27 protein-coding genes are annotated in these 25,098 nt (G+C 70.0%); 20 read left to right on the top strand and 7 right to left on the bottom strand.

Annotated features, from left to right (window positions below; translation table 11 throughout):
• Nucleotides 1-86 precede the first annotated feature (86 nt).
• From ABDZ81_RS03585 to ABDZ81_RS03575, 3 genes are all read left to right on the top strand, one after another.
• Entirely contained in the window at nucleotides 87-956 is an 870-nt protein-coding gene (locus tag ABDZ81_RS03585) for a DUF8173 domain-containing protein (RefSeq protein WP_343772488.1), read from the top strand.
• 83 nt (nucleotides 957-1,039) lie between these two features.
• Nucleotides 1,040-2,386: an ATP-binding protein gene (locus ABDZ81_RS03580; RefSeq protein WP_343772487.1), complete on the top strand. Its 1,347-nt coding sequence runs from the start codon at nucleotides 1,040-1,042 to the stop codon at nucleotides 2,384-2,386.
• 80 nt (nucleotides 2,387-2,466) lie between these two features.
• On the top strand, nucleotides 2,467-3,291 hold the full coding sequence (locus tag ABDZ81_RS03575; protein WP_343772486.1) for an MBL fold metallo-hydrolase: 825 nt from the start codon (nucleotides 2,467-2,469) through the stop codon (nucleotides 3,289-3,291).
• Nucleotides 3,292-3,305: 14 nt separating this feature from the next.
• On the opposite strand, the gene ABDZ81_RS03570 is transcribed toward ABDZ81_RS03575, so the two are convergent.
• The 3 genes from ABDZ81_RS03570 to ABDZ81_RS03560 form a co-directional block, all read right to left on the bottom strand.
• On the bottom strand, nucleotides 3,306-3,620 hold the full coding sequence (locus ABDZ81_RS03570) for an AzlD family protein (RefSeq protein WP_343772483.1): 315 nt from the start codon (nucleotides 3,618-3,620) through the stop codon (nucleotides 3,306-3,308).
• Nucleotides 3,610-4,422, bottom strand: coding sequence for an AzlC family ABC transporter permease (locus ABDZ81_RS03565; RefSeq protein WP_343772482.1), 813 nt, complete (start codon nucleotides 4,420-4,422; stop codon nucleotides 3,610-3,612). The genes ABDZ81_RS03570 and ABDZ81_RS03565 overlap by 11 nt, the downstream gene beginning before the upstream one ends.
• A gap of 93 nt (nucleotides 4,423-4,515) precedes the next feature.
• The gene (locus ABDZ81_RS03560) at nucleotides 4,516-5,499 is read right to left on the bottom strand and encodes a DUF5787 family protein (protein ID WP_343772481.1); all 984 of its coding nucleotides are present in this window, start codon (nucleotides 5,497-5,499) and stop codon (nucleotides 4,516-4,518) included.
• 220 nt (nucleotides 5,500-5,719) lie between these two features.
• Between ABDZ81_RS03560 and ABDZ81_RS03555 the strand changes: the two genes are divergently transcribed.
• The 6 genes from ABDZ81_RS03555 to ABDZ81_RS03530 all read left to right on the top strand — a co-directional run bounded on the left by ABDZ81_RS03555 (nucleotide 5,720) and on the right by ABDZ81_RS03530 (nucleotide 9,782).
• Nucleotides 5,720-6,952 carry a translation initiation factor IF-2 subunit gamma gene (locus tag ABDZ81_RS03555; RefSeq protein WP_343772480.1) on the top strand — a complete coding sequence of 411 codons (1,233 nt, stop codon included), beginning with the start codon at nucleotides 5,720-5,722 and terminating at the stop codon, nucleotides 6,950-6,952.
• Nucleotide 6,953: 1 nt separating this feature from the next.
• Nucleotides 6,954-7,340 (top strand): type II toxin-antitoxin system VapC family toxin, encoded by a 387-nt coding sequence (locus ABDZ81_RS03550; protein WP_343772479.1) that lies wholly within the window; start codon nucleotides 6,954-6,956, stop codon nucleotides 7,338-7,340.
• 2 nt (nucleotides 7,341-7,342) lie between these two features.
• Nucleotides 7,343-7,915 (top strand): DNA-directed RNA polymerase, encoded by a 573-nt coding sequence (locus ABDZ81_RS03545; RefSeq protein ID WP_343772478.1) that lies wholly within the window; start codon nucleotides 7,343-7,345, stop codon nucleotides 7,913-7,915.
• Entirely contained in the window at nucleotides 7,915-8,112 is a 198-nt protein-coding gene (gene spt4, locus ABDZ81_RS03540; protein ID WP_343772477.1) for a transcription elongation factor subunit Spt4, read from the top strand. Before ABDZ81_RS03545 ends, spt4 begins: the two co-directional genes overlap by 1 nt.
• A gap of 5 nt (nucleotides 8,113-8,117) precedes the next feature.
• Nucleotides 8,118-8,756, top strand: coding sequence for a GTP-dependent dephospho-CoA kinase family protein (locus ABDZ81_RS03535; RefSeq protein ID WP_377074429.1), 639 nt, complete (start codon nucleotides 8,118-8,120; stop codon nucleotides 8,754-8,756).
• Nucleotides 8,757-8,852: 96 nt separating this feature from the next.
• Nucleotides 8,853-9,782 carry a branched-chain amino acid transaminase gene (locus ABDZ81_RS03530; protein ID WP_343772476.1) on the top strand — a complete coding sequence of 310 codons (930 nt, stop codon included), beginning with the start codon at nucleotides 8,853-8,855 and terminating at the stop codon, nucleotides 9,780-9,782.
• A 63-nt stretch (nucleotides 9,783-9,845) separates the two neighbouring features.
• On the opposite strand, the gene ABDZ81_RS03525 is transcribed toward ABDZ81_RS03530, so the two are convergent.
• Nucleotides 9,846-10,604: a DUF502 domain-containing protein gene (locus ABDZ81_RS03525; protein WP_343772475.1), complete on the bottom strand. Its 759-nt coding sequence runs from the start codon at nucleotides 10,602-10,604 to the stop codon at nucleotides 9,846-9,848.
• 113 nt (nucleotides 10,605-10,717) lie between these two features.
• A complete protein-coding gene (locus ABDZ81_RS03520; RefSeq protein ID WP_343772473.1) occupies nucleotides 10,718-11,554 on the bottom strand; it encodes a proline dehydrogenase family protein in 837 nt (278 codons plus the stop codon).
• 132 nt (nucleotides 11,555-11,686) lie between these two features.
• Here ABDZ81_RS03520 and ABDZ81_RS03515 point away from each other — a divergent pair, with 132 nt between their 5' ends.
• Both ABDZ81_RS03515 and ABDZ81_RS03510 read left to right on the top strand, forming a co-directional pair.
• Nucleotides 11,687-12,232, top strand: coding sequence for a CDP-2,3-bis-(O-geranylgeranyl)-sn-glycerol synthase (locus tag ABDZ81_RS03515; protein ID WP_343772472.1), 546 nt, complete (start codon nucleotides 11,687-11,689; stop codon nucleotides 12,230-12,232).
• A gap of 79 nt (nucleotides 12,233-12,311) precedes the next feature.
• Nucleotides 12,312-12,467: a DUF7535 family protein gene (locus ABDZ81_RS03510; protein ID WP_343772470.1), complete on the top strand. Its 156-nt coding sequence runs from the start codon at nucleotides 12,312-12,314 to the stop codon at nucleotides 12,465-12,467.
• A 21-nt stretch (nucleotides 12,468-12,488) separates the two neighbouring features.
• Here the strand turns inward: ABDZ81_RS03510 and ABDZ81_RS03505 are convergent, their stop codons facing one another.
• Nucleotides 12,489-13,442 carry a CPBP family intramembrane glutamic endopeptidase gene (locus ABDZ81_RS03505; RefSeq protein ID WP_343772469.1) on the bottom strand — a complete coding sequence of 318 codons (954 nt, stop codon included), beginning with the start codon at nucleotides 13,440-13,442 and terminating at the stop codon, nucleotides 12,489-12,491.
• Between the two features lie 67 nt (nucleotides 13,443-13,509).
• Nucleotides 13,510-13,791 carry a DUF7577 domain-containing protein gene (locus ABDZ81_RS03500; protein ID WP_343772468.1) on the bottom strand — a complete coding sequence of 94 codons (282 nt, stop codon included), beginning with the start codon at nucleotides 13,789-13,791 and terminating at the stop codon, nucleotides 13,510-13,512.
• A 109-nt stretch (nucleotides 13,792-13,900) separates the two neighbouring features.
• Between ABDZ81_RS03500 and ABDZ81_RS03495 the strand changes: the two genes are divergently transcribed.
• From ABDZ81_RS03495 to ABDZ81_RS03455, 9 genes are all read left to right on the top strand, one after another.
• A complete protein-coding gene (locus tag ABDZ81_RS03495) occupies nucleotides 13,901-14,701 on the top strand; it encodes an alpha/beta fold hydrolase (RefSeq protein WP_343772467.1) in 801 nt (266 codons plus the stop codon).
• A 191-nt stretch (nucleotides 14,702-14,892) separates the two neighbouring features.
• Nucleotides 14,893-15,657: a type 1 glutamine amidotransferase gene (locus ABDZ81_RS03490; RefSeq protein WP_343772466.1), complete on the top strand. Its 765-nt coding sequence runs from the start codon at nucleotides 14,893-14,895 to the stop codon at nucleotides 15,655-15,657.
• 119 nt (nucleotides 15,658-15,776) lie between these two features.
• On the top strand, nucleotides 15,777-16,574 hold the full coding sequence (locus ABDZ81_RS03485) for a GNAT family N-acetyltransferase (protein WP_343772465.1): 798 nt from the start codon (nucleotides 15,777-15,779) through the stop codon (nucleotides 16,572-16,574).
• Nucleotides 16,575-16,619: 45 nt separating this feature from the next.
• On the top strand, nucleotides 16,620-17,813 hold the full coding sequence (locus ABDZ81_RS03480; protein ID WP_343772464.1) for an acyl-CoA dehydrogenase family protein: 1,194 nt from the start codon (nucleotides 16,620-16,622) through the stop codon (nucleotides 17,811-17,813).
• Between the two features lie 130 nt (nucleotides 17,814-17,943).
• Entirely contained in the window at nucleotides 17,944-19,122 is a 1,179-nt protein-coding gene (locus tag ABDZ81_RS03475; protein WP_343772462.1) for a M48 family metalloprotease, read from the top strand.
• A complete protein-coding gene (locus ABDZ81_RS03470; RefSeq protein ID WP_343772461.1) occupies nucleotides 19,119-20,774 on the top strand; it encodes a DUF4129 domain-containing protein in 1,656 nt (551 codons plus the stop codon). The genes ABDZ81_RS03475 and ABDZ81_RS03470 overlap by 4 nt, the downstream gene beginning before the upstream one ends.
• Nucleotides 20,771-22,072, top strand: a complete 1,302-nt coding sequence (locus tag ABDZ81_RS03465) for a DUF7269 family protein (protein WP_343772460.1) — start codon at nucleotides 20,771-20,773, stop codon at nucleotides 22,070-22,072. The genes ABDZ81_RS03470 and ABDZ81_RS03465 overlap by 4 nt, the downstream gene beginning before the upstream one ends.
• Nucleotides 22,069-23,601, top strand: coding sequence for a DUF58 domain-containing protein (locus ABDZ81_RS03460; protein WP_343772459.1), 1,533 nt, complete (start codon nucleotides 22,069-22,071; stop codon nucleotides 23,599-23,601). Before ABDZ81_RS03465 ends, ABDZ81_RS03460 begins: the two co-directional genes overlap by 4 nt.
• Nucleotides 23,598-25,091 carry a hypothetical protein gene (locus tag ABDZ81_RS03455; protein WP_343772458.1) on the top strand — a complete coding sequence of 498 codons (1,494 nt, stop codon included), beginning with the start codon at nucleotides 23,598-23,600 and terminating at the stop codon, nucleotides 25,089-25,091. Before ABDZ81_RS03460 ends, ABDZ81_RS03455 begins: the two co-directional genes overlap by 4 nt.
• The last annotated feature ends 7 nt before the right edge of the window (nucleotides 25,092-25,098 follow it).

Here is a 25,098-nt window from a genome sequence, read left to right as displayed (position 1 = left end):
GAACTCGGCGCGCTCCCCTCCGGAGTTTACGGTCGGCGTTCGCGTCGACCACCAATTTTATCGTATTTTGCCAGCGGACTAAATGTATGAGACGCACGATTCGGCGCACGGTACTGACGATTCTGCTCGGGCTGCTGGTTCCGGCAGTCGTGAGTGCCCAGCAGGCTGGTGACGTCCCGACCGATCCGTCGGTGTACTTCTCCCCGGAGTTCAGGCTGGGGTCCGTTCTCGCACAGTTGATCTTCGGTGTGATCGTTGCCGCGCTGCTCATCCACCTCGCGCCCGGGTTCACGCGGTCCACGGTCCGGTACGTTCGCGAGGATACCGCCGAGACCGGCATCGTCGGATTCGCCACGATCGTCGGGACGTTCATCGTGGCGGTCATCCTGTTTGTAACCCTGATCGGCGCGGTGCTCGGGATCCCGCTGTTGCTGGCTCTGATTCTTCTGTTCATCCCTGCCTCGGCCGTCATCAACATCGCGCTCGGGCTAGTGCTGTACCGGATCGCGTCGAGCGACCGCCGGACCGAACTCACCGCGAAGAACCTGTGGATCGGCTACCTGGTCGGCTTCGTCGCCCTGGCACTTCTGGGTCAGATCCCGGTGCTGAACATACTCGTCAGCCTCGCAGCGATCTCGCTGGGTCTCGGGGCGGTGATCCAGCACTTCCGCAACGGCGCCCGCGAGGGCGCCTCGGGCGGCGACGAGTGGGGCGACGGTCCGCGAGGCGGCGAGCCGGAGGTCGACGACGGCTGGGGAACGACCGACGACCGCGACCGGCGCGACGACGGGTTCGGACAGGCCCGCGACGATCGGAGCGACTTCGGACAGTCACGGGACGAACGCGGCGGCTTCGGCGCCGCGGACGACGATTCTCGGCGCGACGACTCGAGTCCTTCGTGGAACGACGACGAGGACGATTCCTCGCGACGCGACGACACCGAGGAGTACTGGTAGCGGCCGTTCCGGCGTCGGATCGACAGCTCGGGGCCGTGACGCTTCGACGGCCTTAAGAGTCGTCCGAACCAACCTATCGGGGAATGAGCAACGCGGCGATGGACGTCGTCGAGTTTCTGTTGACGACGCGGATCTTCACGGACGAGCGGGACCTCGACGCCAACGACCTCCCCCCGCGGTTCCGGCGGGTGTTCTGGAGCGACGGCGAGATCGAGCGCCCGCTGTCGGCGACGAACAGCACCGCCAGAGCGGGGACGGGCGTCGACCAGCCCTGGGAGGCCGTCTCGGACCTGATGTTCACCGAGCGCGACGAGTTCTCGGGCTCGATCTCGATCAACCAGCCCGAGATGGCCGAGGAGTGGTTCCTCGAGCGGGCCGACGACGAGCGCCTGCGGACGAACCCGACGCTCGCCTACCGCTTCGGCGAGGACCGCGAGATCGACTACGAGCGCGCTCGCGAGGCCAACCGGCCGATTCAGGCCGACCGGGTGTGGATCGACAGCCTGCTCGAGGAGTACTTCGACGACGAGGACGAGGAGGAGATGCTCGACCTGGTCGACATCCGCGCGCCCGAGGAGATCGAGATGACGCTCGACGACCTGGTGCTGACGACCGACCAGGAAAACGAGATCCACAAGATCGTCAAGGCGATCGAGCACCGCGACTACCTCGCCCAGATCGGCCTGCGCGAGATCGGCAAGCTGCTGTTCGTCGGGCCGCCGGGAACGGGGAAGACGTCGGTCGCCCGCGGGCTGGCTCACTCGCTCGATCTCCCCTTCGTGGAGGTCAAGCTCTCGATGATCACCAGCCAGTACCTCGGCGAGACGGCCAAGAACGTCGAGAAGGTGTTCGAGGTGGCGAAGCGACTCTCGCCGTGTATCCTCTTCATGGACGAGTTCGACTTCGTCGCGAAGACCCGCGCGTCCGACGAGCACGCCGCGATCAAGCGGGCGGTCAACACGCTGCTGAAGTCGATCGACGACGTCAGCCTCATCGAGGACGACGTGTTGCTGATCGGCGCGACGAACCACCCCGACCAGTTAGACGCCGCGGCGTGGCGCCGCTTCGACGAGATCGTCAACTTCCCGAAGCCCGACTCCGGGATGCGCGCGGACATCCTGCGCGTGATCACGCGCGCGATGGATATAGACGAGTTCGACCCCGAAGCGATCGCCGATCTCACCGAGGGGCTGACCGGCAGCGACCTGCGGATGGTGCTCCGGGAGGCCGTGCTCGACGCGCTGACCGAGGAGCGGACGACGCTCACCCAGCAGGATCTGGTCGACGCCGTCGAGGACTTCGAGGAGCGGGACAACCTCAAGAACATGGACATGATGGACGGCGATCACGACGCGCTGGTCGCCGGCGGCGACATCGGCGCGGACGGCGGCGAGTCGGGCGGCGGGCACGACCACGCCCACGAGCACTGACGCAAGCGCCTTCGCCGCTTCACCGCCCGCGCGTCGCGACTGACCGAACGGAGCGCTGACGCCGAACACTACTCTACGCTATGGAGATCACACTACTCGGAACGGGCGACACGACGGGGACGCCGACCGTCGGCTGCGACTGCGACACCTGCGAGCGCAGCCGCCAGCTCGGCGTCGAGCGCACGCGCTTCTCGGTCCACGTCCGGAACGAGCGCACCGGCGAGTCGTTGCTGATCGACGCCAGCCCGGACTTCCGCTACCAGTTCCTCCGCGAGGGCGTCGACCTGCCCGACGCCGTCCTGATTTCTCACGTTCACTTCGACCACCTCGACGGCCTCGGAAACGCCTACCGGCTGCTCGACGGCGTCCCGGTGTACGCCGCCGACGAGACCGACCCCCAGACCGGCGAGAGCGTCGTCGAGACGATCGAGCGCAAGTACAGCTACCTCGACGCCGTCGAGCCCCGGCCCGCGACGCCGTTCGAGACGATCCGGACCTGTGGGCTCGACGTGACGCTCGTGCCGGTCGACCACCCGCCGCTGGTCTGCTACGGCGTCGCGATCGAGGATCCCGAGACGGGCGCGACGCTCTCGCTGTCGGGCGACACGAGCTACGACATCCCCGAGCGCTCGCGCGACGCGCTGGCCGATCCGGACCTCTTTCTCGCCGACGCCATCGTCCCGGCCAGCCTCTGTGACCACCACCCGATCGGCGGCGCCGACCACGACGACGACGGCGTCCCGCGGACGTTCGGCACCAAGCACATGACCCGCGAGGGCGCGCTCGATCTGGCCGACGAGCTCGACGCCGACGAGACGCGGCTGGTCCACCTCGCACACTTCTATCCCGTCGAGGAAGCGTTCGAGGAGCCGCTGGCGGTCGACGGCGAACGCTACGAACTCTGAACGGCGACCGACCGCTACAAAACGCCCCGGAGCGCGACGACGGCTCCCGCGCCGACGACGATCGCCAGCAGCACGCTCTCGGTTTTCCAGGCGACCAACAGTACGAGTGCCGCTGCGCCCCACTCCGCGGGGCCCCCCTCGACCAGTTCCGGCCCGAGGATCGAGACGACGATCGCGCCCGGAAGCACTTCGAGCCCGGCCTCGACGCGCTCCGAGACGTCGATCCGACCCAGCAGCCACAGCCCGCCGGCCTTGGTGACGTAGGTCCCCAGCGCCATCGCCAGCACGACGCCGACGACGACCGGCGTCAGCGAGAGGTCAGGACTCAAAGCGCGCCACCTCCAGTACGAACCCGGCGATCCCGCCCGCCAGGATGTACCAGCTTCCGGGAAGCAGTTGGGAACTCAGCACGGCGACGAGCAGCGCGCCGGCCCACGGAACGAGATCGGACGCGCCGTCCCACAGCGACACCGCGATGGCGAGGAACACGGCCACCAGCACGAAGTCCAGGCCGTACCGGGAGGGCTCGCCGATCGTCGCTCCGGCCGTCGCGCCCAGCACCGTCGAGCCGACCCAGAACGCCCAGATCGCGAGCCCGCTGCCGAGCAGGAACGCTCCCTTGGTACCTCCCGATCGGAGCTCGCCCATCGTCAGCGCCCAGTTCTCGTCGGCCATGAAAAAGACGCTGCCGTACGCCTGCAGTGGCGTCAAATCGCGCAGCCACGGCCGCAGCGCCGCCCCCATCAGCGTGTACCGGAGATTGACGACGAACGCCGTGCCGACGACCAGCGCGACCGGGATCGGATCGGCCCAGAGCTCGACCGCGATCACCTGGGCCGCCCCGGCGACCACGACGGCGCTCATCAGGGTCGCCTCGGCGACGCTGAGTCCGGCCTGCTGGGCGAGGACGCCGAACGCGATCCCGTAGCCCGCCACGCCGAGCGAGACGGGGACGCACTTGACGAACCCGTCTCGGATTCCTCGTCGGGTGAACGTCACGGGCTGGTCCTGATCGGCACGCCCGTCGCCGGCGTCGGTGCTCGTCGGGCCGCCGCTCTCGGACGAGTTCCCCGTCGAGTTCGCGCCTTCCGTTGCGGTGCTATCCGCCGAATCGGTGCTGTCACGTCGCATTGAAGATCGAAGAATCGGCGGACGGCGCCCGCCGAGTGCGTGTCGGATCGTAGGCGATTCCGCGCCTATACGCGCTACGAAACCGGAGCAGTCTCACCCGAACCGATCGAGCCCGGCCTGGCGCCGCTGTCGCCCCTCGGGGTCCGCGACCCACGGCGCGCTCTCCGCGCGCGCCGCGGCGAGGTCGGCGTCGGGCGGCTCAGCGGACTCGTACCCGCCGCAAGTCGGTCCGCACTCGCTCGCCGGATCGACCAGCCGACCCTTCCAGGCGCAGTAGGGCAATCCGGCGACGCCCTCGCGCTCGCCGGCCTCGGCGGCGCCGCAGCCCGGCAGTTCGTAGGTGCGCCACCCTTTCCCGTAGGCGCGCTCGGCGAGTTGACGCCGCGCTCGGGCCTTCTCCGCGGCGGTCGCCGGATAGATCCCGGCTTCGGCGGGTCGTTCGTCGTGGAGTTCGATCCCCGGTCCGTCGACGTCCAGCGGCGTCGGCTCGCGGAGCACGTCGATCTGATTCTCGGGATCGGCGTCCGGATCCACGCGCCAGACGCCGATCTCCTCGGGAATGCGGTTCAGGTGGGCGCCGGTGACGTGACTCTCGGTCGCCAGGATCGCCTCGTCGACCAGCGCGAGACTGACGTCCTTGCGGAGCTGGGTTTCGAGATCGCCCGGCGTCCCGAGGTCGGGCTTGTTCTCGATGCCGACGATCCGACCGAACCAGTCGTCGGGATACCGCGCGACCTGTCGGACGTACTCGCGGCCGCCGCGGCGCTCGCGCTCGAAAAAGCCCGCCTCGACCGCCCGCTCGACGACGTGACGCTTGTGCTCGGGCGGCCCGTCGATGACTCGGCCGCGTGGCTGGAACCGGCCCGGTCCGGCGTCGCACTCGATCGCCGCGTCGGGAATCACGGCGGGGGTGATCGCGGTCCGCTCGTCGAAGGCGGGCCCCGGTTCGACGCAAACGACGTCGACGATCCGCTTGCCCGGCCGGTCGACGCCGGCGCCGAGCTGGCGGCTCACGACGTCCTCGGTCGTCGCCTCCAGGTGGGCGCACAGCGACAGCTCGAACGCGAACTCGCGCACGTCCGGAGGTAGGCGCGGGCGAACAAAAGTCGACCGACGACGCCGAAGCGCGGATCGGCGCCCCCGCAGCGGCGTCCCGACGCCGAAGCGCACGGGCCGGTACCGACGCGGCCCGGGCCACAGTGCTGTGAGCGAGCGGGGCGCACGCCCCGGATCGCGCGTCGAGAACAGTAGGTTTATCAGTCGTTCGGGGCGAAAAACTACCAAGATTACTCCCCATATGTCAGACGATCACCGACAACCGGAGGTGAACATCGGACTGGTCGGCCACGTCGATCACGGCAAGACCACGCTCGTGCAGGCCCTGTCCGGCGAGTGGACCGACCAGCACTCCGAAGAGATGAAGCGGGGTATCTCTATCCGTCTCGGCTACGCGGACGCGACGTTCCGCGAATGTCCGGACCTGGAGGAACCCGAGCGCTACACCGTCGAGGAAGAGTGCGCAGACGGCTCCCCCAGCGAACCGCTCCGAACCGTTTCGTTCGTCGACGCGCCGGGTCACGAGACGCTGATGGCGACGATGCTCTCGGGCGCGGCGATCATGGACGGCGCGGTGCTGGTGATCAGCGCCAGCGAGCCGGTCCCGCAGGCCCAGACCGAAGAGCACCTGATGGCCCTGGACATCATCGGCATCGACAACATCGTCGTGGTCCAGAACAAGGTCGACCTCGTCGACGCCGATCGGGCCCGCGAGAGCTACGAGGAGATCCAGGAGTTCGTCGAGGGAACCGTCGCCGAGGACGCCCCGATCGTCCCGATCAGCGCCCAGCAGGAGGTCAACATGGACGTGCTGATCCAGGCGATCGAGGAGGAGATCCCGACGCCGGATCGCGATCCCGACGCCGACGCCCGGATGCACGTCGCGCGCAGCTTCGACATCAATCGCCCGGGCACGACCTGGGAGGACCTCACCGGCGGCGTCCTGGGCGGCTCGCTCGCGCAAGGTGAACTGAACGACGGCGAGGAGATCGAGGTCCGCCCCGGTCGCGAGGTCGAGGAGGGCGGACAGTCGGAGTATCGGCCGATCACGACCGAGATCCGCTCGCTGCAGGCCGGCGGCGAGAACGTCGAGACGGTCACGCCGGGCGGACTGCTCGGCGTCGGCACCGGACTCGATCCCAGTCTCACCAAGGGCGACGCGCTCGCGGGCCAGCTCGCCGGACCGCCGGGGACGCTGCCGCCGACGTGGAACTCCTTCGAGATGGAGGTCGACCTGCTCGACCGGATCGTCGGGCAGGACAGCGGCGAGGTCGACGAGATCTCGACCGGCGAGCCGCTGATGCTGACGATCGGCACCGCGACGACGGTCGGATCGGTCACGAGCGCCCGCGACGACGAGTGCGAGGTCGCGCTCAAGCGGCCCGTCTGCGCCGCCGAGGGCGCGAAAATCGCGATCAACCGCCGGGTCGGCGCGCGCTGGCGGCTGATCGGCATCGGAACGCTACAGGGATAGGATGGTCTCGACCGTCGTCGTCGATACGAACGCCTTGATGATGCCAGTCGAACTCGACGTCCGGCTGTTCGACGAGCTCGAACGGCTCCTCGACGGACACGAGCCGACCGCCCCGCAGGCGGTCGTCGAGGAGCTCCGCAAGCTCGCCGAGAAGGGCGGCGAGGAGGGCATCGCGGCGAGCGTGGGCCACGATCTGGCGACGGATCGCTGCCTGCTCGTCGACACGGAGGCGTCGTACGCCGACGACGCGGTCGTCGAACTCGCCCGCGAGGGCGTCGCGGACTACGTCGTCACGAACGACCAGCCCTTACAGGAGCGGGCGCTCGACGCGGGCGTCGCAGTAATTGGTTTAAGGGGCAAGAACAAACTCGCAGTTACTCAACCATAGCAATGTACAAACGGGTCAGACTGAAGGACACGGTCGAGGTACCGCCGCGCGAGCTCGCGAACGTCACGCCGGAGCTCGTCAAGAAGCTGCTGCAGGACAAACTCGAGGGGCGCATGGACGAGGACGTGGGCTCCGTCGTCAGCGTCGTCAACGTCCACGACATCGGACAGGGCGCCGTGTTGCCCAACCGGCCGGGCGTCTACTACGAGGCCGAGTTCGACGCCGTCACGTTCGACCCCCAGATGCAGGAGGTCGTCGACGGGACGGTCGTCGAGACCGTGGAGTTCGGCGCGTTCGTCGGGATCGGCCCCGTCGACGGGCTGCTCCACGTCTCCCAGATCTCCAACGAGTACCTCGCGTTCGACTCGGAGAACCAGCGGCTGGCCTCCAACGAGTCCGACCGCGCGCTGGGGACCGACGACGCCGTCCGCGCACGCATCGTCACCAAGAGCATCGACGAGCGCAACCCGCGGGACTCCAAGATCGGCCTGACGGCCAAGCAGCCCGGGCTCGGCAAGCACGGCTGGCTCGAGGAGGACCGCCAGGAGCGCCAGGCGCAAGCCGGTGAGAGCTGATGGCCGAGGATCGACTCGTCTGTCGCGAGTGCCACCGCGTCAACGACCCCGACGACCAGACCTGCGTCGCCTGCGGGTCGAGCAGCCTCACCGAGGACTGGGCGGGCTACGTCATCGTCGCCCACCCCGAGGAGAGCCGGATCGCCACCGAGATGGAAGTGACCGAACCCGGCGCGTACGCGCTGAAAGTCCGGTAGCCAGCGTGGCCCGCGACGACGGCAACTCTCCCGCAGACGACGAGAACGCCGATCCGTCGGCGTCCGACAGCGACTGTGCTCCTTCTGAAGCCGACGGCGACGCGACGGTCATCGTCCGGCTCCCCGACGAGCTGCGGGCGGCGTTCAAAGATCCGCTCGGACCGCTGTACACCGACGCTGAGGAACTGCTGAACGAGGCCGGCGATCCCCTGATCGCCGTCGGCGACATCGTGACCTACCATTTCGAGCGCGCCGACCGCCGACCGGACGTCGCGCTGGTCGACGGCCGGACGAAGCGCCACGCGGTCGACGACGAGGTGCGCGACGCAGTCGACGCCGGAGCGGACCGCATCGAGGCCGCTAACCCGGCGGGAACCCTGACGGACGAGCTCTTGATCGCGCTGCGCGACGCCGTCGCGCGGGACGGCCCGACCACGATCGTCGTCGACGGCGAGGAGGACCTCGCGACGCTCCCGGCGGTGCTGGCCGCGCCCGAGGGCGCGACGGTCGTCTACGGCCAGCCCGACCGCGGGATGGTCGCCGTCGACGTGACGCCGGAGACGCGCGCGGAGTTTCGGGATCTGCTGGAGCGCATGGACGGCGACCGCGATCGGCTCTGGGAGCTGCTGGACACTGACGCGTAGCGTCCTCCGAGGTCGCCGACCGACGGCCGGATGCCCCGGGAACGTCCCGCCTGCAAACCGTGAACACTCTTAACGACGGGGTCCAATTGGGCGCCTATGGGATTTGACGAGATGGACGTCGACACCATCTGGATGGACGGCGAGTTCCAGGACTGGGACGACGCCCAGGTGCACGTCCTCACGCACGGTCTTCACTACGGCACCGGCATCTTCGAGGGAGTCCGCTGTTACGACACCGCGGACGGCCCGGCAGTCTTCCGGTGGGACGCCCACCTCGACCGGTTCTACGAGTCGGCAAAGCCCTACGAGATGGACATCGAGCACGACCGCGAGGAGCTCACCGAGGCGACGATGGAGCTCATCCGGCGTCAGGACCTCGAGTCGTGTTACATCCGCCCGATCGCGTTCTACGGCTACAACAGCCTCGGCGTCAGTCCGAAGGACTGTCCGACGCGGGTCGCCATCGCCTGCTGGCCGTGGGGCGCGTACCTCGGCGAGGAGGCCCTGGAGAACGGCGTCGAGGTGATGGTCTCCTCGTGGCGCAAGCACTCCTCGAGCCAGATTCCGACCAACGCCAAGACGACCGGACTGTACGTCAACAGCATGCTCGCCGGCGAGGAGGCCCGGCGCAACGGGTACACCGAGGCGATCGTGCTCGACAAGGAAGGCTACGTCGCGGAGGGCCCCGGCGAGAACATCTTCATGGTCAACGACGGCGAGCTGTACACACCGGCGCTGTCCCAGTCGATCCTCGACGGCATCACGCGCCAGAGCGTCATCGAGGTCGCCCGCGACCTGGGATACACGGTCCACGACGACGCGACGATCTCGCGGGGCCAGCTCCACACCGCCGACGAGCTGTTCTTCACCGGTACCGCCGCCGAGGTCACGCCGATCCGGCAGGTCGACAACGTCGAGATCGGTTCGGGCACGCGCGGCCCGGTCACCGAGGAGATCCAGCAGCGCTTCTTCGATCTCGTCGAGGACCCCGGCGACGAGTACGCCGACTGGTTCACGTACGTCTGAGTCGGCGCAACATCGGCCGTTCGACGGCCCGATTTCCGCAAAACAGGTCCGAGAGCGCGGCGTCTACTCGTCCGCGCCGGCGTCGACCCGGCCGTCGGCGTCGTCGCGGCGGTCGCCTGCTGTTCCCGCTCGTCCCCCGCTCTCGCCGCCCGCGAGCCGCCCCGCTTCGTCGTCGGCCTCGTGGACGTCGATCGGGACGCCGTGGAGGCCGCTACTACCGGTGTTTTTGGCGTCGCCGAAGCCCGCGCTCAGAAGCCGGGTCAGCGCGTCCTCGACGCGCTCGTCGATCTCCTGGACGTCCTCGGGCTCGACCTCGATCACGAACCCGGTGGTGATGTTCGGCGCCGTCGGCATAAAGAGCAGCTCGCGGCCGTCGTCCGTTCGCTTGCCCGTCTTGAACGCCGTCATGCGGACGCCGTCCCACACTTCCACCTTGACGGGCGTCTGGAGGGCTTCGGTGCCCCCGAGCGCGGTTTCGGCGGCCATCTTCGAGGCGTTGTACACGACTCGAAGCCCCGGCAGGCGGTTGATCAGGTCGTCGAGCTTGTCCTCGGCGACGTTGCCCAGCGCCGTACGCATCAGGTAGCCCACCGCGAACACGACGGTCAGGAACACGACGATCGTCACGAGCACGCGAACGGCGCTGACGGCGCTGTTGCCGATCCCTTCGAACCCCAGGTCGACGAGCAGTCCCTGGTCGATCTCGTTGACCAGCGGCGCTCCCGAGATGAAGTTAAAGAGCCACACCAGCACCCAGAGCGTGACGATGATGGGGACGAGAACGACGAGGCCGCTCGCGAAGTCCCGCTTCCACGTTGCCATTGCCACCCCCTTTGTAACCCTGCCTAATCAGCGCTGTTATTGTTGATCGCGTGACGACACGGCCGGGGCGGCGAGCGCAAATCGCGCGTCCAGTCCCGCGGAGAATGGCCCGTTTACACCCCCAGCGCCGCCCGCACCGCGAACAGCGCGTTCTCCCGGCGCTCGGCGACCCGCCGGTAGAAGTACGACAGCCACCGGTCGCCGTAGGGGACGTACTGGTAGACGTCGTAGTCCGCCGCCAGGTCGAACTGGGCCGGCTCGCGAACGCCCATCAGCATCTGGATCTCGAAGTCGGCGCCGTGCTCGGCGGCCAGCGCGCCGGCGTGTTCGATCATCGCGGGGTCGTGGCTGCCGACGGCGATGCCGCGCTCGCGGTTCGCCAACGCGTAGCGCAGCAGCTCGCGGTACTCCTCGTTCACGCGCGCTTTCCGTGTGTAGGAGATGTCCTCGGGCTCGTCGTAGGCGCCCTTCACCAGCCGGAACTTCCCGGGGACGTCGATCAGCCGTGCGAGGTCCTTGCGCGTGCGCTTGAGGTTGGCCTGCAGGCAGACGCCGACGGTCCACTCGTGGGTCGTCGCCAGCGCCTCGAAGGCGTCGAGCGTCGCGTCGGTCGTCTCGTGGTTCTCCATGTCGATCCAGACGAACGCGTCGCGCTCGGCGGCCGTCTCGACCACCGTCTCGAGGTTCGACCGGAACGTCGACTTGCCGAGGTCCAGTCCCAGCTGCGACGGCTTGACCGAGACGCACGCCTCGACGCCGGCGTCGTCGAGATCCTCGATCAGGCGGACGTACGCGTCGCGGTCCTCGGCGGCCGGTTCCGGTCGCTCGTAGTGTTCCCCGAGCAGGTTCAGGATCGTCGAAACTCCCCGCTCGTCGAGTTCCAGAGCGCGGTCGATCGCCTCCGGCGCGGTCTCGCCCGCGACGAAGTTGTCGGCGATCGGTGGGATCATGTCGGCGGATTCGGGGCGACGGCTTGTAACGTTTGCCTGCTCGCGCTCGCCGGTGCGGAGCCGGCGTCGCGCCGGCCGCCGGAGCGCCCGGAATCGGGAGCGTTTATATCGCGGGGCCGACTGGTCCCGGGCATGAGCGTTATCGAAGCCGTGATCGTCGCCGTCTGGGCGATGCTCCCGGCGTACGTGCCGAACAACGCGGCGGTACTCGCGGGGGGCGGTCGACCGATCGACGGCGGCCGGACCTGGGGCGGCCGCCGGGTGCTCGGCGACGGAAAGACCTGGCGGGGCACCGCGGTCGGCACATTGGTCGGCGTCGCGCTCGCAGCCCTGCTGAACGCGCTGGCGCCCGGCGCCGAAGACGCGCTCGGCGTCGCAGTGCCGACGTTCCCGGCGGCCGCGATGGTCGCGCTCCCCTTTGGCGCGATGCTGGGCGACATCCTCGCTTCGTTCCTCAAGCGCCGGACGGGTCGCGAGCGCGGCGCGGCGTTCCCCGGCGTCGACCAGCTCGACTTCGTGATCGTCTCGCTGGGCCTGACCGCGATCGTCGCGTTCGACTGGTTCACTGCCTGGTTCACCCTCCCCGTGCTCGCCGTCGTCGTCGTGCTGACGCCGGCGCTGCACCTGCTGACCAACGGCATCGCGTACGCGCTCGGCCTCAAGGACGAGCCCTGGTAGCGCCGGTCGCCTGCTGCGTACCTCGGCACACGCTCGTTCGGAGCAAACTTCTTGGGTAAGTGGCACGTACCACTAGCGTATGACTCGCTCGGCGACGTCACCGAACCCGGCCAAGCCGAACCTCGGGATGAACGCGATCGGGCTCCTGCTCGCCGCCGGCACGCTGTTCTTGCTGTTACCGCTGGCGCCGTTCATCGCCGCGATCTGGCTGGTCGACAAGCTCCGCGGCGACTAGGAAGACGGGCAGCGTACCCGATCACAACAGCAGCGCCGAACTCAGCAGCGCCGAACTCGTCTCCGGCGCGTACTTCAGGGTGATGTACAGGAGCCCGAACTGCGTGGCGTTGTACGCGGCGTGGGCCATCGCCGGCACGAACAGGCTGTCCGTCCGCTCGTAGGCGTACCCCCAGGTGAGGCTGATGACGAACAGCAGTCCCAGCGTCGGCAGCCCCTCGAGGCCGCTGTAGTTCGGCAGGTGGATCAGGACGAAAAAGGCGCTCGACGCCGCGATGCCGCTTCTGACGCCGATCCGGTCGACGAACGCGTTCTGGATGACGCCGCGGAACAGCAGTTCCTCGCCGGGGCCGATCAGGAGAAAGGACAGGGGGATCAGCGCGAGCAGGATCTCCGGGTTCCCCGACGCGGTTTCGGCGATGGAGTGGCCCTCCCCGCCGAGCCCGAGCGCCGAGAGGAACAGGTTGCCCGCGATCAGGATCGCGAACGACGCGACGAAGATGCCGACCACCCACTTGACGTCGCTCCAGGTCGGAGAGCGAGTGCGGAGGTACTCGAGGCCGAGGCCCCTGTACCGGAGATAGGCCAGTGAGGCGACGCCAAATCCGACCCCCTGCAACAGCACGAGCTGGAGGACGATGAGTACCGTCACGTTCTGGCCGGTGTCAAAGCCCATGCCGAACCCCACGGAGAGCACGGTGATCGAGGCGACCAGCCCGACCATCCCGACGGCGACGCCGAGCAGGAGCACCGCGGCCGACACCGCGGTCGTCGAGAGCAGTCCCTTGATCGTCAGCCGGCCGTCGGTTCCGCCCGGCGCGGCGCCCGCCGGGTCCGGACTGCCGCCGTTCGAGGACAGTTCCTCCGACCGGTCATCGTCGCCGCTTGCCCACTCCTCGCCGTTGCCGTCTCCCCGGTCGTCGCGGTTTCCCCAGTCGTCGCCGTCCCGCCGGTCGTCCGGGTCCCTGTCAGCCATTGTCGTCGAAAGTTCGGGCCACTAACGGGTAAAAACGTCGAACCGTGCGGTAGTTCCGGACCGATACTCAGAGAATTCCCGGCGAGGCCGGTTTGCCATCACCGGCGTCCGACCCGCTCGGGCCGGAGAGCTCCTGCACGCAGTTTCGGCAGAAGCGGTACTCGAGGTCGTTCTCGGTCCCGCAGTGCTCGCAGACGACGGTCGTCGCCTCGCTCTCCGTGTCGGCGGCGTCGTCGCTCGGCGTCGACGCGGTCGATCGGTAGAGGTAGTACAGCACGGCGCCGTGGACGAGCGCGAACGCCGCCGCGTACCCGTAGGCCCAGAGCGGGAGTCCCTCGGGCAGTGCCATGATCCGTACCCGAACCTAGCGGATTTTCGCACTTAACCGTTCGCCCGCGGGTCGGCGGAAAGCGCAGCGGACCGAACGTTACAAACCCCCGCGCGACCGATCCCGTCCCATGCCGACGATCGAGCGCGAGGGGGTCGAACTCTACTACGAGGCCGACGGCGACGGCGAGGCCGTCGCGTTCGTCGAGGATCTGGGCTACGGCGCCTGGCTCTGGGGCTGGCAGTACGACGCGCTGGCCGGGCCCTTCGAGACGGTCACCTGGGACCTGCGCGGGACCGGCCGGTCGGACGCGCCCGAGGGGCCCTACACCGTCCCGCAGCTCGCCGCCGACCTTGAGACGGTGCTCTCGGAGCACGACGTTCGAACCGTCCACCTCGTGGGATCCGGACTCGGCGGGATGGTCGCGCTGGAGCACGCCCGGCGCCACGGCCGCGCGAAGACGCTGACGCTGCTGGGCGCGAGCGCCGGCGGGCCGGACGCCGATCTGCCCGCCGACCCCCGAAAAGCGATGTTCGCGCCGCCAGACGACCAGGCGGCGCTGCGCGCGTCGCTGGAACCGGTTCTTTCTGCCGACTTCCGGGAGGCACACCCGGAGGCGCTCGATCGGATCGCCGCGTGGCGCGCCGAGGACGACGCCGAGCGCGACGCCTGGGATGCCCAGGAGGAGGCGTTCGCGAGCTACGAGTGCGATGGCCCGCTGTACGAGATCACGCTACCGACGCTCGTGATCCACGGCGGCGAGGATCGGGTCGTGCCGCCGTCGAACGCCGAGGCGCTCGCGGAGGGGCTGCCCAACGCCGAACTGGAGATCGCGCCCGACGCGGGCCACCTCGTCGGGATCGAGTACTCCGCGGCGGTCAACGACCGGCTGCTGGGATTCTTGGAGGAGCACGGCGACGTGGAACTGTAGCGGCCGCGGCGTCTGCAGCGGCCGCCGCGGCGTCCCGACGCCGATCCGCAGCGGCCGCCGCGGCGTCCCGACGCCGGTCCGCAGCGGACGCGGCGGCGGCCGGATGGCGCGGGCGCGCCGGTCACAGTTGGTGGCAGCGTTCGCGGGCGGCGAAACCCCTATGGGGTGGAATCCTCTTGTACGATACACCGATGAGTCGACCGCGCATCGCCGTGCTCAACGCAGCCCACGACGACGCCAACACCCCCCGGAACTTCCGGCGGGAGCTCGACGCCGACCTGGCGGAGTTCGACGCCAACGCGTCCGAACTCCCCGAGTCGGTCGAGGGCTTCGACGGCGTCGTCGTCACAGGTTCCCGGTCGTCGGTGTACTGGGACGAACAGTGGATCGAGCCCACAGCGGCGTGGGTTCGCGAGGCCGTCGACGCCGGCCTCCCCTGTCTGGGTGTCTGTTGGGGCCACCAGCTGCTGGCCCACGCGCTGGGCGGCGAGGTCGCGGCGATGGGCGAGTACGAGATCGGCTACCGGGAGATCCAACACGACGGCGACTCCGTCCTGTTCGAGGGCGTCGACGAGCGGTTCACCGCCTTCACGACCCACTCCGACGAGGTCGCCGAGGTACCCCCCGGCGCCGACGTGCTCGCCGAGAACGACTACTCGATCCACGCCTTCCGCAAGGATCGCGTCTTCGGCGTCCAGTTCCACCCCGAGTACGACCCCGAGACGGCCCGCGACGTGACGCTCGGCAAGGACCTGCCCGACGAGCGCATCCGGCGCGTGCTCGACGGCATCACCGAGGAAAACTACGCAAAGGCCTGCGAGGCCAAGACCGTCTTCGAGAACTGGCTCGCGTTCGTCGAGGACGTTCGGGCGTCCGCGGACGTTGCCGACACCGCAGAAGCCGACGCCGAACTCGACGCCGATTCCGAGTCGGCCGACGCTGCCGGCGCGGACTGACCGATCTCCGTTTTTCGCGACGACGTTCGACGGCCAAGGGCAGTTTCAACCCCGGCGTCCATGTTGTTCGTTACCGATATACAATGGCTAAGTGAGCCGCCGGAGTAGCTTCGCACGCGATGCAGGTCCAGCAACGACCCGAGTTCGAGACCGAGGACCGCAAGCGAATCTACGAGTACGTCGAGCGCAACGGCGTCGTCGAGCGCGGCGAACTGGACGACGAGTTCGCGATGGACGCCGACCGGATCGAGCTGGAGCTGTCGGAGCTGATCGACGAGGGGTACCTCGACGAGCGCGACGGGATCTACCGGATCGCGATCGACGTCGGCGAGCCGACGACCCACGAGATCGACGGCGTCGAGTTCACCGTTCGACCGGCCAAGCAGGGGGATCTCCGGGGACTGATCCACGTCATGCGGACGGTCTCCGAGGAGGGCGCGTACCTGACCGCCGAGTCGGTGATGGATCTCCTCGACCACGAGGAGGTCGTGTTCCGGCACAACGACGTCGAGTCGCGGATGTTCTTCGTCGCGACGGTCGACGCCGAAGCGCAGAGCGCTTCGAGCCCCGACTCGAACACTCGTCGGGACGGCGAGGTGGTCGGGTGGATCCACCTCGACTCGCCCAACTTCGCGAAGCTGCGCCACACCGCCGAGCTGACGATGGGCGTCCTCGAAGAGTACCGCGGCCACGGCATCGGCAGCCACCTCATGGAGCGGGGCCTCGACTGGGCTGCCTCGAACGGCTACGAGAAAGTCTATCAGAGCATTCCGGCGACGAACCAGGACGCCGTGCGCTTCCTGGAGAACCACCGCTGGGAGACCGAGGCCATCCGCCGGGCGCACTTCAAGATCGACGACGAGTACGTCGCCGAGCAGCAGATGGCGGTGATGCTCGAAGACCCGCGGCTGGGGTGAGCGCTCGGCGGTCGTACTTTTCACGCTGCTCCCCTAGTATCCGGTATGCTCGACTACGTGGGGCTGGAAGCGGATCTCGACGAGGAGGAGCGGCTGATCCGGGACACCGCCCGCGAGTTCGTCGCCGACCGCGTCAAACCGGAGATCGGCGATCACTTCGAGAACGGAACGTTTCCCGAGGAGCTGATCGGAGAGATGGGCGATATGGGGTTCTACGCGCCCAATCTGGAGGGGTACGGCTCGCCGAACGTGACCGAGACGGCCTACGGCCTGCTGATGCAGGAGTTAGAGGCCGGCGACTCGGGAATCCGATCGATGGCCAGCGTCCAGGGCGCGCTGGTGATGTATCCGATCCGCGCCTTTGGCTCCGAAGAACAGAAGGAGCGCTGGCTGCCCGCGCTCGGCTCGGGCGACGCGGTGGGCTGTTTCGGACTGACCGAACCCGAACACGGATCCGATCCGGCCAGCATGGAGACGACTGCGGAGCGCGCCGACGACTCGGCCGGGCGCGGCGCGGACGACGCGGACGGCTACGTGCTGAACGGAACCAAGACCTGGATCACGAACGCGCCGATCGCCGACCTCGCGCTGGTCTGGGCGCGCGACGCTTCGGATCCCGACCGGCCGATCCGCGGCTTCCTCGTCAAGACCGACCGCGAGGGCGTGACGACGAACGAGATCGACGGCAAGCTCTCGATGCGCGCGTCCGTGACCGGCGAGATCGCGCTCGACGACGCCGTCGTGCCCGCGGCGAACGTCCTGCCCGACGTCTCGGGAATGAAGGGGCCGCTCTCCTGTCTCACGCAGGCCCGGTACGGCATCGCCTGGGGCGCCGTCGGCGCCGCGCGGGACTGCTTCGAGGCGGCCCGCGAGTACGCCACAGACCGCGATCAGTTCGGCAAGCCGATCGGCGGCTTCCAGCTTCAGCAGGAGAAGCTCGCCGAGATGGCGACCCGGATTACCACGGCCCAGCTGCTGGCTCACCGCCTCGCCGAACTGAAAGAGCGCGACGAGTTGCGGCCCCAGCAGGTCTCGATGGCGAAGCGCAACAACGTCCGGATGGCCCGCGAGCAGGCCCGCGTCGCCCGCGAGATGCTCGGCGGTAACGGCATCACGACGGATTATCCGCCGATGCGCCACCTCGCGAACATGGAGACCGTCTACACGTACGAGGGCACTCACGACATCCACTCGCTGATCCTCGGGGAAGATCTCACGGGCATCGTCGCCTTCGAGTAGCTCTCGATCTCCGATAAGACTGTACTGGGCGAACGGCTGCGACTACCGCTTCGGTGAGCTCCGGTCGACAGTTACGGCATCCAACTACCGAAAAGAAATTTTATGGTTCGGGACAAAGAATGTCAGTACAGTGACCTCCAACGGACGCCGATCGTTTCGACTGCGGATCGCGGGCGTCCTCGCCCTGCTGGTTGCGCTCAACGGGCTGTTCGTCGCCGCGCTCGTCTGGGCGTACGGTACGGTGATCCCCGGCGCCGTCGCGTGGGCCCTCCTCGCGCTGCTCGGCGAGCAGCCGACGATCGACTTTCTGGACCTGGCGGTGTCGCCGCTCGCGCTGGTCGTCCTGACGGCGGCGTTTCTCGTCGCCCAGGCCTGGTACGGCTACACGCGACTGCTTTCCGACGTCTGGGAGGGGACCGCCTCGCCCGAGGACGCGCCCGACCTCCACGCCGCGGTGACGCGGCTGGCGGCCCAGGCCGACGTGTCGGCGCCGTCGATCGCCGTCGTCGACGCCGCCCATCCCAACTGTTTCACCGTGGGCCGGGCCGGGAACGCGACGATCGTCGTGACGCGCCCGCTGCTCGACGCGCTCGATCCCGACGAGCGAGACGCCGTGCTCGCCCACGAGATCGCCCACGTCAAGAACCGCGACGTGACGCTGATGACGCTCGCGAGCCTCTTTATCGCCATCGCCGAGCGGGCCTACCGTGCGACCAGCCTGCTCCGACGCGCGCAGTGGTTCGATCGCGAGGGGATGAGCCGCCGCGCGAGCCTCGCGCTCGACTGGCTCCTCCCGGTCGTGATCGTTTCCTACCTGTTCGTCGCGCCGATCCTCTGGCTGTTCCCGCCGCTGGCGCGACTCGCCAACGAGACGCTGTCCCGACAGCGGGAGTTCGCGGCCGACGACGCCGCCGCGGCGATCACCGGCCGACCGCTGGCGCTGGCGGGCGCGCTGACGACGCTGTACGAGTACGAACCGCCCCAGCCCGACGAGGATCTCAGGCGCTCCGCCGAGGGGCTTCGCGCGCTGTGTTTCGTCCCCTTCGGCGGCGTCCGCGACGTCGAACGCGGGCTGGTCGAGGACGCGGATGTTCCGGACGCCGACGCCGCGCCGGAATCGGACGGTTCATCCGCGCGTGACGCCGCCGCGGCGTCGGACGACACCGGGACGGAGCGGGCCGCGCGGGCCCGCCGGATCGACGACTGGCTGGCCGACCGGCCGTCCGCACCGGCCAGCACCGCGGGCACCCACCCGCCGGTCGAAGAGCGCGTCGAACGACTCGTCGAACGCTCCGCGGTCGATCCATGAGCGGCGACGCGTCGGCCGACGACGGACGCGTCGGCCCCGACTTGACCCACGCGGCGGTCGTCGCGTGTTGCATCCTCGGGCTGGTGCTCGTCGCCGGCTTTCTCCCGGCGGTCGATCAGGTCGGCGGCGACGCCGACGGAGCGGGCATCGTCAACGACGAGCAGCCCGACGATCCCGCCGACGATGGAACGGGCGACGGGAGCGGCGAGGACGGCGGGGGCGACGATCCGGTCTCTCGCGAGATCAGCGTGGCCGACACGACCCCCGGCCAGGAGATGCGCGTGACGGTGCGCTCGGACGGGGATCGGGTGTCGGATGCGACGGTCACGGTCGACGGCGAACGGATCGGCGCGACCGACGAAAGCGGCGTTATCGAAACGTCCGTACCCTACGAATCGTCGCTGAACGTCTCGGCGTCGTACGCCGGCTGGACCGTGAGCGAGCGCGTCGCGCTGTCGGCCGACGTCGACGTGACGCCGCAGTACGTCGACGCCGATACGGGGGAACTGACCGTCAGAGCGACGATCGACGGCGTATCGGTTCCGGACGCGACCGTGACGGTCGGCGACGAACGGGTCGGCGAAACCGACGAGAGCGGCGTCGCGACGGTTCCGGTCCCGACCGACGGCGATGCCGTCGGCGTTCGCCGCGGCGCGGCCGAGGGCGCGACGGTGATCGACGCCGACGAGGTTGCGGTCCCCGTTCAGGGCGCGTGGTTCGTGCCGAAGCTCCCCCTCGGTCCGGCGACGGCGCGGGTGGAGATGGACGGCGTCCCGGTTCGGAACGCGCCCGTGACGGTCGACGGCGAGCGGGTGGGAACGACGGACCCCACCGGGAAAACGGGGTTCCGGCTGCCGGCGTCCGATTCGGCGACGATCGGTACCGAGGTCCGGGGCGAGAGCGCGGCGACGGAGCTCGACGGGCTCGTGTTCAGACTCGCGTGGAGCGTGCTGGGCGCGCTGAGCTTACTGGTCGGGGGCATCATCACGTACCTCCGGCTGTTCGACCTGCAGGCCCGACGCCGACACCGGCGGTGGATCGGCGACGGACTCTCGTTGAGCACTCTCTGGCCGAGCAGGCTGCTGTCCGGACTCGGCGCGGCCGTCGCGGGTGTCCCCGCGGCGCTCCGGCGTGGAGCCGGAGCGATCGCAGGGCTGTTCGGCGGGCTCGGCGGCGGCGTCGGCTGGCTGTCGCAGTTCGGCGCGTCGCTGCGGCTGCCGCGGTTCCGGTTGCCGAGCCTCCCGTCCCTGGGCGGCCTGCCGGCGCTCTCGCTGCTCCCGAGCCTCGACCGCGGATCGCGCTCGGTCGACGAGGACGCGGAGTCCAGCAGTGCTGTCGATCGAAACGACGCGGCGCAGTCGGTTCCCGACGAGCCGACCGACGACGCGGACGACTCGGCGCCGACGCCGACCGTTCGTCGCGCGTGGCACCGGCTGGTCGACCGGCTCGGCGTCTCGCGTCGGGAGACACGAACGCCCGGCCAGATCGCTCGACGAGCGGTCGACGCCGGCTACCCAGACGACGCCGTCGACCGGCTGACGGCGGCGTTCCGCGACGTCGAGTACGGCGGGCGGGCCGAGAGCGACGACCGGGTGCGGGCCGCCTACGAGGCGCTCGATCGGATCCGGTCCGAGGAGGACGATGAACCATGAGGTGGGGACTCCCCGCGCCGCGACTCCCGTCGATCCCCCGACGCGTCGCCGCCGCGGCGATCGTCGGCTGCCTCGCGGCCGTTCTAGTGGTCCCGCTGGCGCTCGACCGTTCCCTGCTGGCGACCGAGCCCGAAGTCGCTCGCGCCCTGGTCGGCGTCTTCGGATCCCTGCTCGCGCTGGTGGTTGTGGCGGTAGTCGGCTACGGGCTGATCGACGGTGGACTCGGCAGCGACGCCGGAGTCGAGCCGCTGGTCGAGACGCCGCCGGAACGCGGCGGCGAAGACGAGGACGCGCTGGTCGGCGCGGCGCTTCGCGACTGCGTCGATCGGGCGGCACACTTGCGAGACGACGGCGTCACGTCGACGGCCCGCGACGCCGTCTGGAAGGAGATCAGGACCGCGGCGGCCATCGCGGAGGAGCACGCGACCGGCGCGTCGACCGAGCAAGCCCGCGAGCGCGTCGCCGAAGGCCGGTGGACTGACGACGCCGTCGTCGCGACGTTCCTCGCGTCGCCGGAGGCCGACGTGCGTTACCCCGCCCGACACGTCCTCTACGAGTGGCTGACGCCGGGCGGCGCGTTCGAGCGCCGGGCCGAGCGGGCGGCCGAGGCCGTCCGAGAGCGCTACGAGGCCGAGGGCGCCGCGGTTCCCGATCCCGAGCGACTGCCACCGGTGCGTCCGGTCGCTCCAAGCGAGGCGCCGGACGCCGCGACCGCCGTGCTCGGTCCCGAACTGGCGGACGCCGTCGCGGCCGGAGCATCCGAGGGACTCGTCGCGCTGCCGACGACCGACGAGCAGGCACTCCGCGAGGGGCTCCGGGCGGCCGCGGCCGCGGCCGTCGACGCCGATTCCGAACGCGAAGCGGACGCCAGAACGGCGGTCAGAAACGGCGAGTGGACCGACGACCCGGTCGCGGCCGCGTTTCTCGCCGACGCCGCCGCGGCCGTCGACCGATCGCTCGTCGATCTCCTCTACGGGGCGGTCGATCCCAACGGCGCGCTCGACCGGCGCGTCCGGCGAACCGCGGGCGCAGTGGTCGATCGCTGCGAGTCTGGTTCGATCGAGGCCGAAGACAGTGACGGCCTCGGTTCGGCCGATCCGGCGGCGATCGCAGGCGACGACCGTCCGGACGCCGCCGATACCGCGACCGGCGGGGAGGTCCCCGCTGCTGACGGCGGCACCGATACGAGCGACGATACCGGTCGCGAGGTGGCGTTCCGCTGGTCGTCCGACGCCGGCAGTTCGGACGGCGATGACGAACTGGAAATCGACGAAGTATCCCTGGGGAACCGACGATGACAGGATCAGACACCGCGACGACGGCGTCGATCGAGGAAGAACCGTCCACGCAGGATCGGAGCGACCGATCGGGCCGTCGAGAACCCGGATCGCGGACCGACGCGACGGCGTCCGGGCCGGCTGATCGGACCACGTCTCGGTCCGATCGAACTGGCCCCTCGAACGATCGCTACGAGCCGCTGGACGACCGATCCGACCCGCGCTCCGCCCGCGCGACCCGCTCCGCCTTCGATTCGACGGTCGAGCACGTTCCGCGACTCTCCGGGGCCGTCTGGATCGGGCTGGGGCTCGCGGCGATCGGCATCGCGACCCGGACGCCCGTGCTGGTCGTCGGCGCGACGATCCCGCTGTGGTACCTCGCGTACGCCGCCGTCACCGGGATGGGCGAGGTCGATGTCGCCGTCGCCCGGGAGTGCCCACGGGTCGTCACCGAGGCCGGCGAGCGGGTGTCGATCGAGCTGACGGTCGAGAACGTCGGTGAGGACCCGATCTCCGATCTGCGCGTCGTCGACGGCGTCCCCGAGGAGCTCGCGGTCGTCGAGGGCTCGCCCCGCGCCTGCGTCGCGCTCGGGCCGGGCGAGCGCGCGACCGTCGAGTACGAACTCGCGGCGAAACGGGGAACTCACCGCTTCGAGGCGCCGACGCTCCGGGCCCGCAATCTCGTCGGCACCGTCGTCGAAACCGGCGAGATCGACGCGTCGGGCACCGAGGAGATCGTCTGCGAACTCCCCGTCGAGGACGTCCCCCTCGACGGCCGGACCTCCCACCGGACGGGTCGCGTGACCGCCGACGAGGGAGGCAGCGGCGTCGAGTTTCGCGCCATCCGGGAGTACCAGCGCGGCGATCCGATCCGGTCGATCGACTGGCGGCGCTACGCGCGATCGGGCGACCTGACGACCGTCGAGTACCGGGCCGAGCGGGCCGCCACGGTCGGTCTGGTCGTCGACGCGCGTCCGGAGACGTATCTCGCGCCCGAGTCTGGGGGCGCGACGGCCGCGGCGACGGCCGCTTATGCCGCCGAACGGGCGCTCGAGCGCCTCGCGGACGCCGCCTCGCCGATCTGCCTTCTGGCGGCGACCGACGAGGCGGAGGCGCCGATCGGGCCCGGCACGGACACCGAGACGCTCCAGCGCGCTCGCGGTCGCCTGGAGGAGCTTCGAACCGGCGAATCGACCGGTCCGGTTCGGTCGTCGATCTACAGCGACGCCTGGTCGGTTCGACCGGCCGAGGTGGGCGAGGCGGCGTTCGATCGGCTGCCCGACGGCGCGACGGTGCTGGTGTTCTCGCCGGCGCTCGACGATTTCCCGGCGAACCTCTGTCGCGGGCTCGCTCGCCGGGGGTACGACGTGACGCTCGTCAGTCCGGACGTCACCGACGGCGACGATTCGATGCTCGGCGTCCGGCGTATCCAGCGCGCCGACCGGCTCCGCTCGCTCCGGAGCGAGCGGATCGATGTCGTCGACTGGGATCGCGACCGGCCGCTGGGCGCCTCGCTCGGGGCCGCGATAGCCGGAGGTGACGGCCTGTGAGCGACGACGCCGACGCTGTGAGCGTCGACGCCGGTCCGTCCGAAGTCCCACGAACCGTCGCGCTCGTGACGACCGCGACCGCGATCGTCGGCGTCGCGGCGCTCTCGCTGACGGCCACGTCCGCGGCGCCGGCGCTGGGAGCGATGAGCGGCGGGCTGCTGGCGCTGGGCCTCGCCCGGTTCGAGGACGCCCGGACGCCGACGCGGGAGATCGCTCGCGGCGTCGCGCTGGTGACCGCGTCGATGGCGGTCGGGACGCTGGTGTTCGTCGCCGGGCAGGCGCCGGGCGCCGCGGACGTCTCGGTGTCGCTGGCGGCCTTACTGTGGGTTGCCGCGCTGGGCGGGCTCGGCGTCGGCCGCGGGAGCCTGTCGTCGCACGCGCTCACCGGCGGCGGGGTCGGGGCGTTCGCGGCGCTTCTCGCCCTGGGCGTGCTGATCCCGGTCTTCGGCGGGTCGATCCTCGCGGCCGCCGGGCTCGTGGCGCTGCTGGAGTGGAACGTCGGTGCGCCCGCGGTCGGCACGGTGCTGGCGCTATACGGGACGGCCGCGCTGATCGTCGGCGCCGTCCTCGGGGCGACGCCCTCGGCGCCGGACGAGCGGCGGCCGATCAACCGGCAGCTCCGGCGACGAGCGGGCCGCGCCAAGCGGCTCGGTCGCCGGCTGCTCGGCGCCGCGGGCGTCGCCGCGATCGTCGGAGTTCTGGGCGGTTATCGGCTCCTGTCCGAGGTCGCGACGCCGCTGTGGCGCGCGCTGGCGGTCGCGACCGGCAGCCCGACTCTCCGACTCGTCCCGGTCGCCGTCGCGACGGTGGCCGTCTTGGCGTTCGCCGCCCGGGCCGGCGCCGCGTGGGCGTGGGACGAGGAGGGCCCCGACACGACTCGCGTGCTGGTGCTTACGAGCGGCGTCGGGACGATCGCGCTGATCGGCCTCGTCGCGGGCGCGACGGCAGCGCTCGTTCGGATCCCGGGCGGGAACGCGGTCGTCCACCCCGCGGCGCTGGGCGACTGGTCACCGATCTGGGGCGGGCTCGCCGCCGCACTGGTCGGAACCGCCGTCGTGCTGTTCGGCCTCCGCGGGATCGCCGACGTGTCCGATCGCCGGACGGCGCTCGGTCCGTACGTCTGCGCGGGCGGGCTGCTCGCGGCGTCGGTCGTCGCCGCGCTGCGCGGGAGCGGCGTCGTCGCGCCGCTGGTCGGCATCGGCGCCGCGGCGATCGTCTGGGACGTCGGCCGGACGGGCGCGACGATGGGCGTCGAACTCGGCGCCGACGCCGTCGTCGAGCGCTCGGCGCTGGTCAGGCCCGGCGGCAGCGTCGCGGTCGGCGCGCTCGCGACCGTCGTCGCGGTCGCGCTGGCGGCCGGAATCCGCCGAATAGGACCGCTGGTCGAACAGGTCGTCGCCGGCCCGGTCGTGCTCGCGGTCGGGGTCGGCGCCGCGCTGGTCGTCGCGCTGGCGCTGTACGCTCGTAAGCGGGCGTCGTCGCCGGCCTGACGGGCGT

This window comes from Natronoarchaeum mannanilyticum (assembly GCF_039522665.1).
Lineage (GTDB): Archaea > Halobacteriota > Halobacteria > Halobacteriales > Natronoarchaeaceae > Natronoarchaeum > Natronoarchaeum mannanilyticum.
The sequence above is the reverse complement of the archived record's forward strand: the minus strand, read 5'-3'. Positions and strand labels throughout refer to the sequence as shown.

Coding starts and splice junctions, on each gene's coding strand:
- ABDZ81_RS03485 (WP_343772465.1), top strand. CDS start 15,777: ATGCAGGTCCAGCAACGACCCGAGTTCGAGACCGAGGACCGCAAGCGA.
- ABDZ81_RS03575 (WP_343772486.1), top strand. CDS start 2,467: ATGGAGATCACACTACTCGGAACGGGCGACACGACGGGGACGCCGACC.
- ABDZ81_RS03530 (WP_343772476.1), top strand. CDS start 8,853: ATGGGATTTGACGAGATGGACGTCGACACCATCTGGATGGACGGCGAG.
- ABDZ81_RS03495 (WP_343772467.1), top strand. CDS start 13,901: ATGCCGACGATCGAGCGCGAGGGGGTCGAACTCTACTACGAGGCCGAC.
- ABDZ81_RS03515 (WP_343772472.1), top strand. CDS start 11,687: ATGAGCGTTATCGAAGCCGTGATCGTCGCCGTCTGGGCGATGCTCCCG.
- ABDZ81_RS03490 (WP_343772466.1), top strand. CDS start 14,893: ATGAGTCGACCGCGCATCGCCGTGCTCAACGCAGCCCACGACGACGCC.
- ABDZ81_RS03470 (WP_343772461.1), top strand. CDS start 19,119: ATGAGCGGCGACGCGTCGGCCGACGACGGACGCGTCGGCCCCGACTTG.
- ABDZ81_RS03565 (WP_343772482.1), bottom strand. CDS start 4,422: ATGCGACGTGACAGCACCGATTCGGCGGATAGCACCGCAACGGAAGGC.
- ABDZ81_RS03585 (WP_343772488.1), top strand. CDS start 87: ATGAGACGCACGATTCGGCGCACGGTACTGACGATTCTGCTCGGGCTG.
- ABDZ81_RS03525 (WP_343772475.1), bottom strand. CDS start 10,604: ATGGCAACGTGGAAGCGGGACTTCGCGAGCGGCCTCGTCGTTCTCGTC.
- ABDZ81_RS03520 (WP_343772473.1), bottom strand. CDS start 11,554: ATGATCCCACCGATCGCCGACAACTTCGTCGCGGGCGAGACCGCGCCG.
- ABDZ81_RS03580 (WP_343772487.1), top strand. CDS start 1,040: ATGAGCAACGCGGCGATGGACGTCGTCGAGTTTCTGTTGACGACGCGG.
- ABDZ81_RS03480 (WP_343772464.1), top strand. CDS start 16,620: ATGCTCGACTACGTGGGGCTGGAAGCGGATCTCGACGAGGAGGAGCGG.
- ABDZ81_RS03500 (WP_343772468.1), bottom strand. CDS start 13,791: ATGGCACTGCCCGAGGGACTCCCGCTCTGGGCCTACGGGTACGCGGCG.
- ABDZ81_RS03465 (WP_343772460.1), top strand. CDS start 20,771: ATGAGGTGGGGACTCCCCGCGCCGCGACTCCCGTCGATCCCCCGACGC.
- ABDZ81_RS03555 (WP_343772480.1), top strand. CDS start 5,720: ATGTCAGACGATCACCGACAACCGGAGGTGAACATCGGACTGGTCGGC.
- ABDZ81_RS03545 (WP_343772478.1), top strand. CDS start 7,343: ATGTACAAACGGGTCAGACTGAAGGACACGGTCGAGGTACCGCCGCGC.
- ABDZ81_RS03505 (WP_343772469.1), bottom strand. CDS start 13,442: ATGGCTGACAGGGACCCGGACGACCGGCGGGACGGCGACGACTGGGGA.
- ABDZ81_RS03510 (WP_343772470.1), top strand. CDS start 12,312: ATGACTCGCTCGGCGACGTCACCGAACCCGGCCAAGCCGAACCTCGGG.
- ABDZ81_RS03460 (WP_343772459.1), top strand. CDS start 22,069: ATGACAGGATCAGACACCGCGACGACGGCGTCGATCGAGGAAGAACCG.
- ABDZ81_RS03550 (WP_343772479.1), top strand. CDS start 6,954: ATGGTCTCGACCGTCGTCGTCGATACGAACGCCTTGATGATGCCAGTC.
- spt4 (WP_343772477.1), top strand. CDS start 7,915: ATGGCCGAGGATCGACTCGTCTGTCGCGAGTGCCACCGCGTCAACGAC.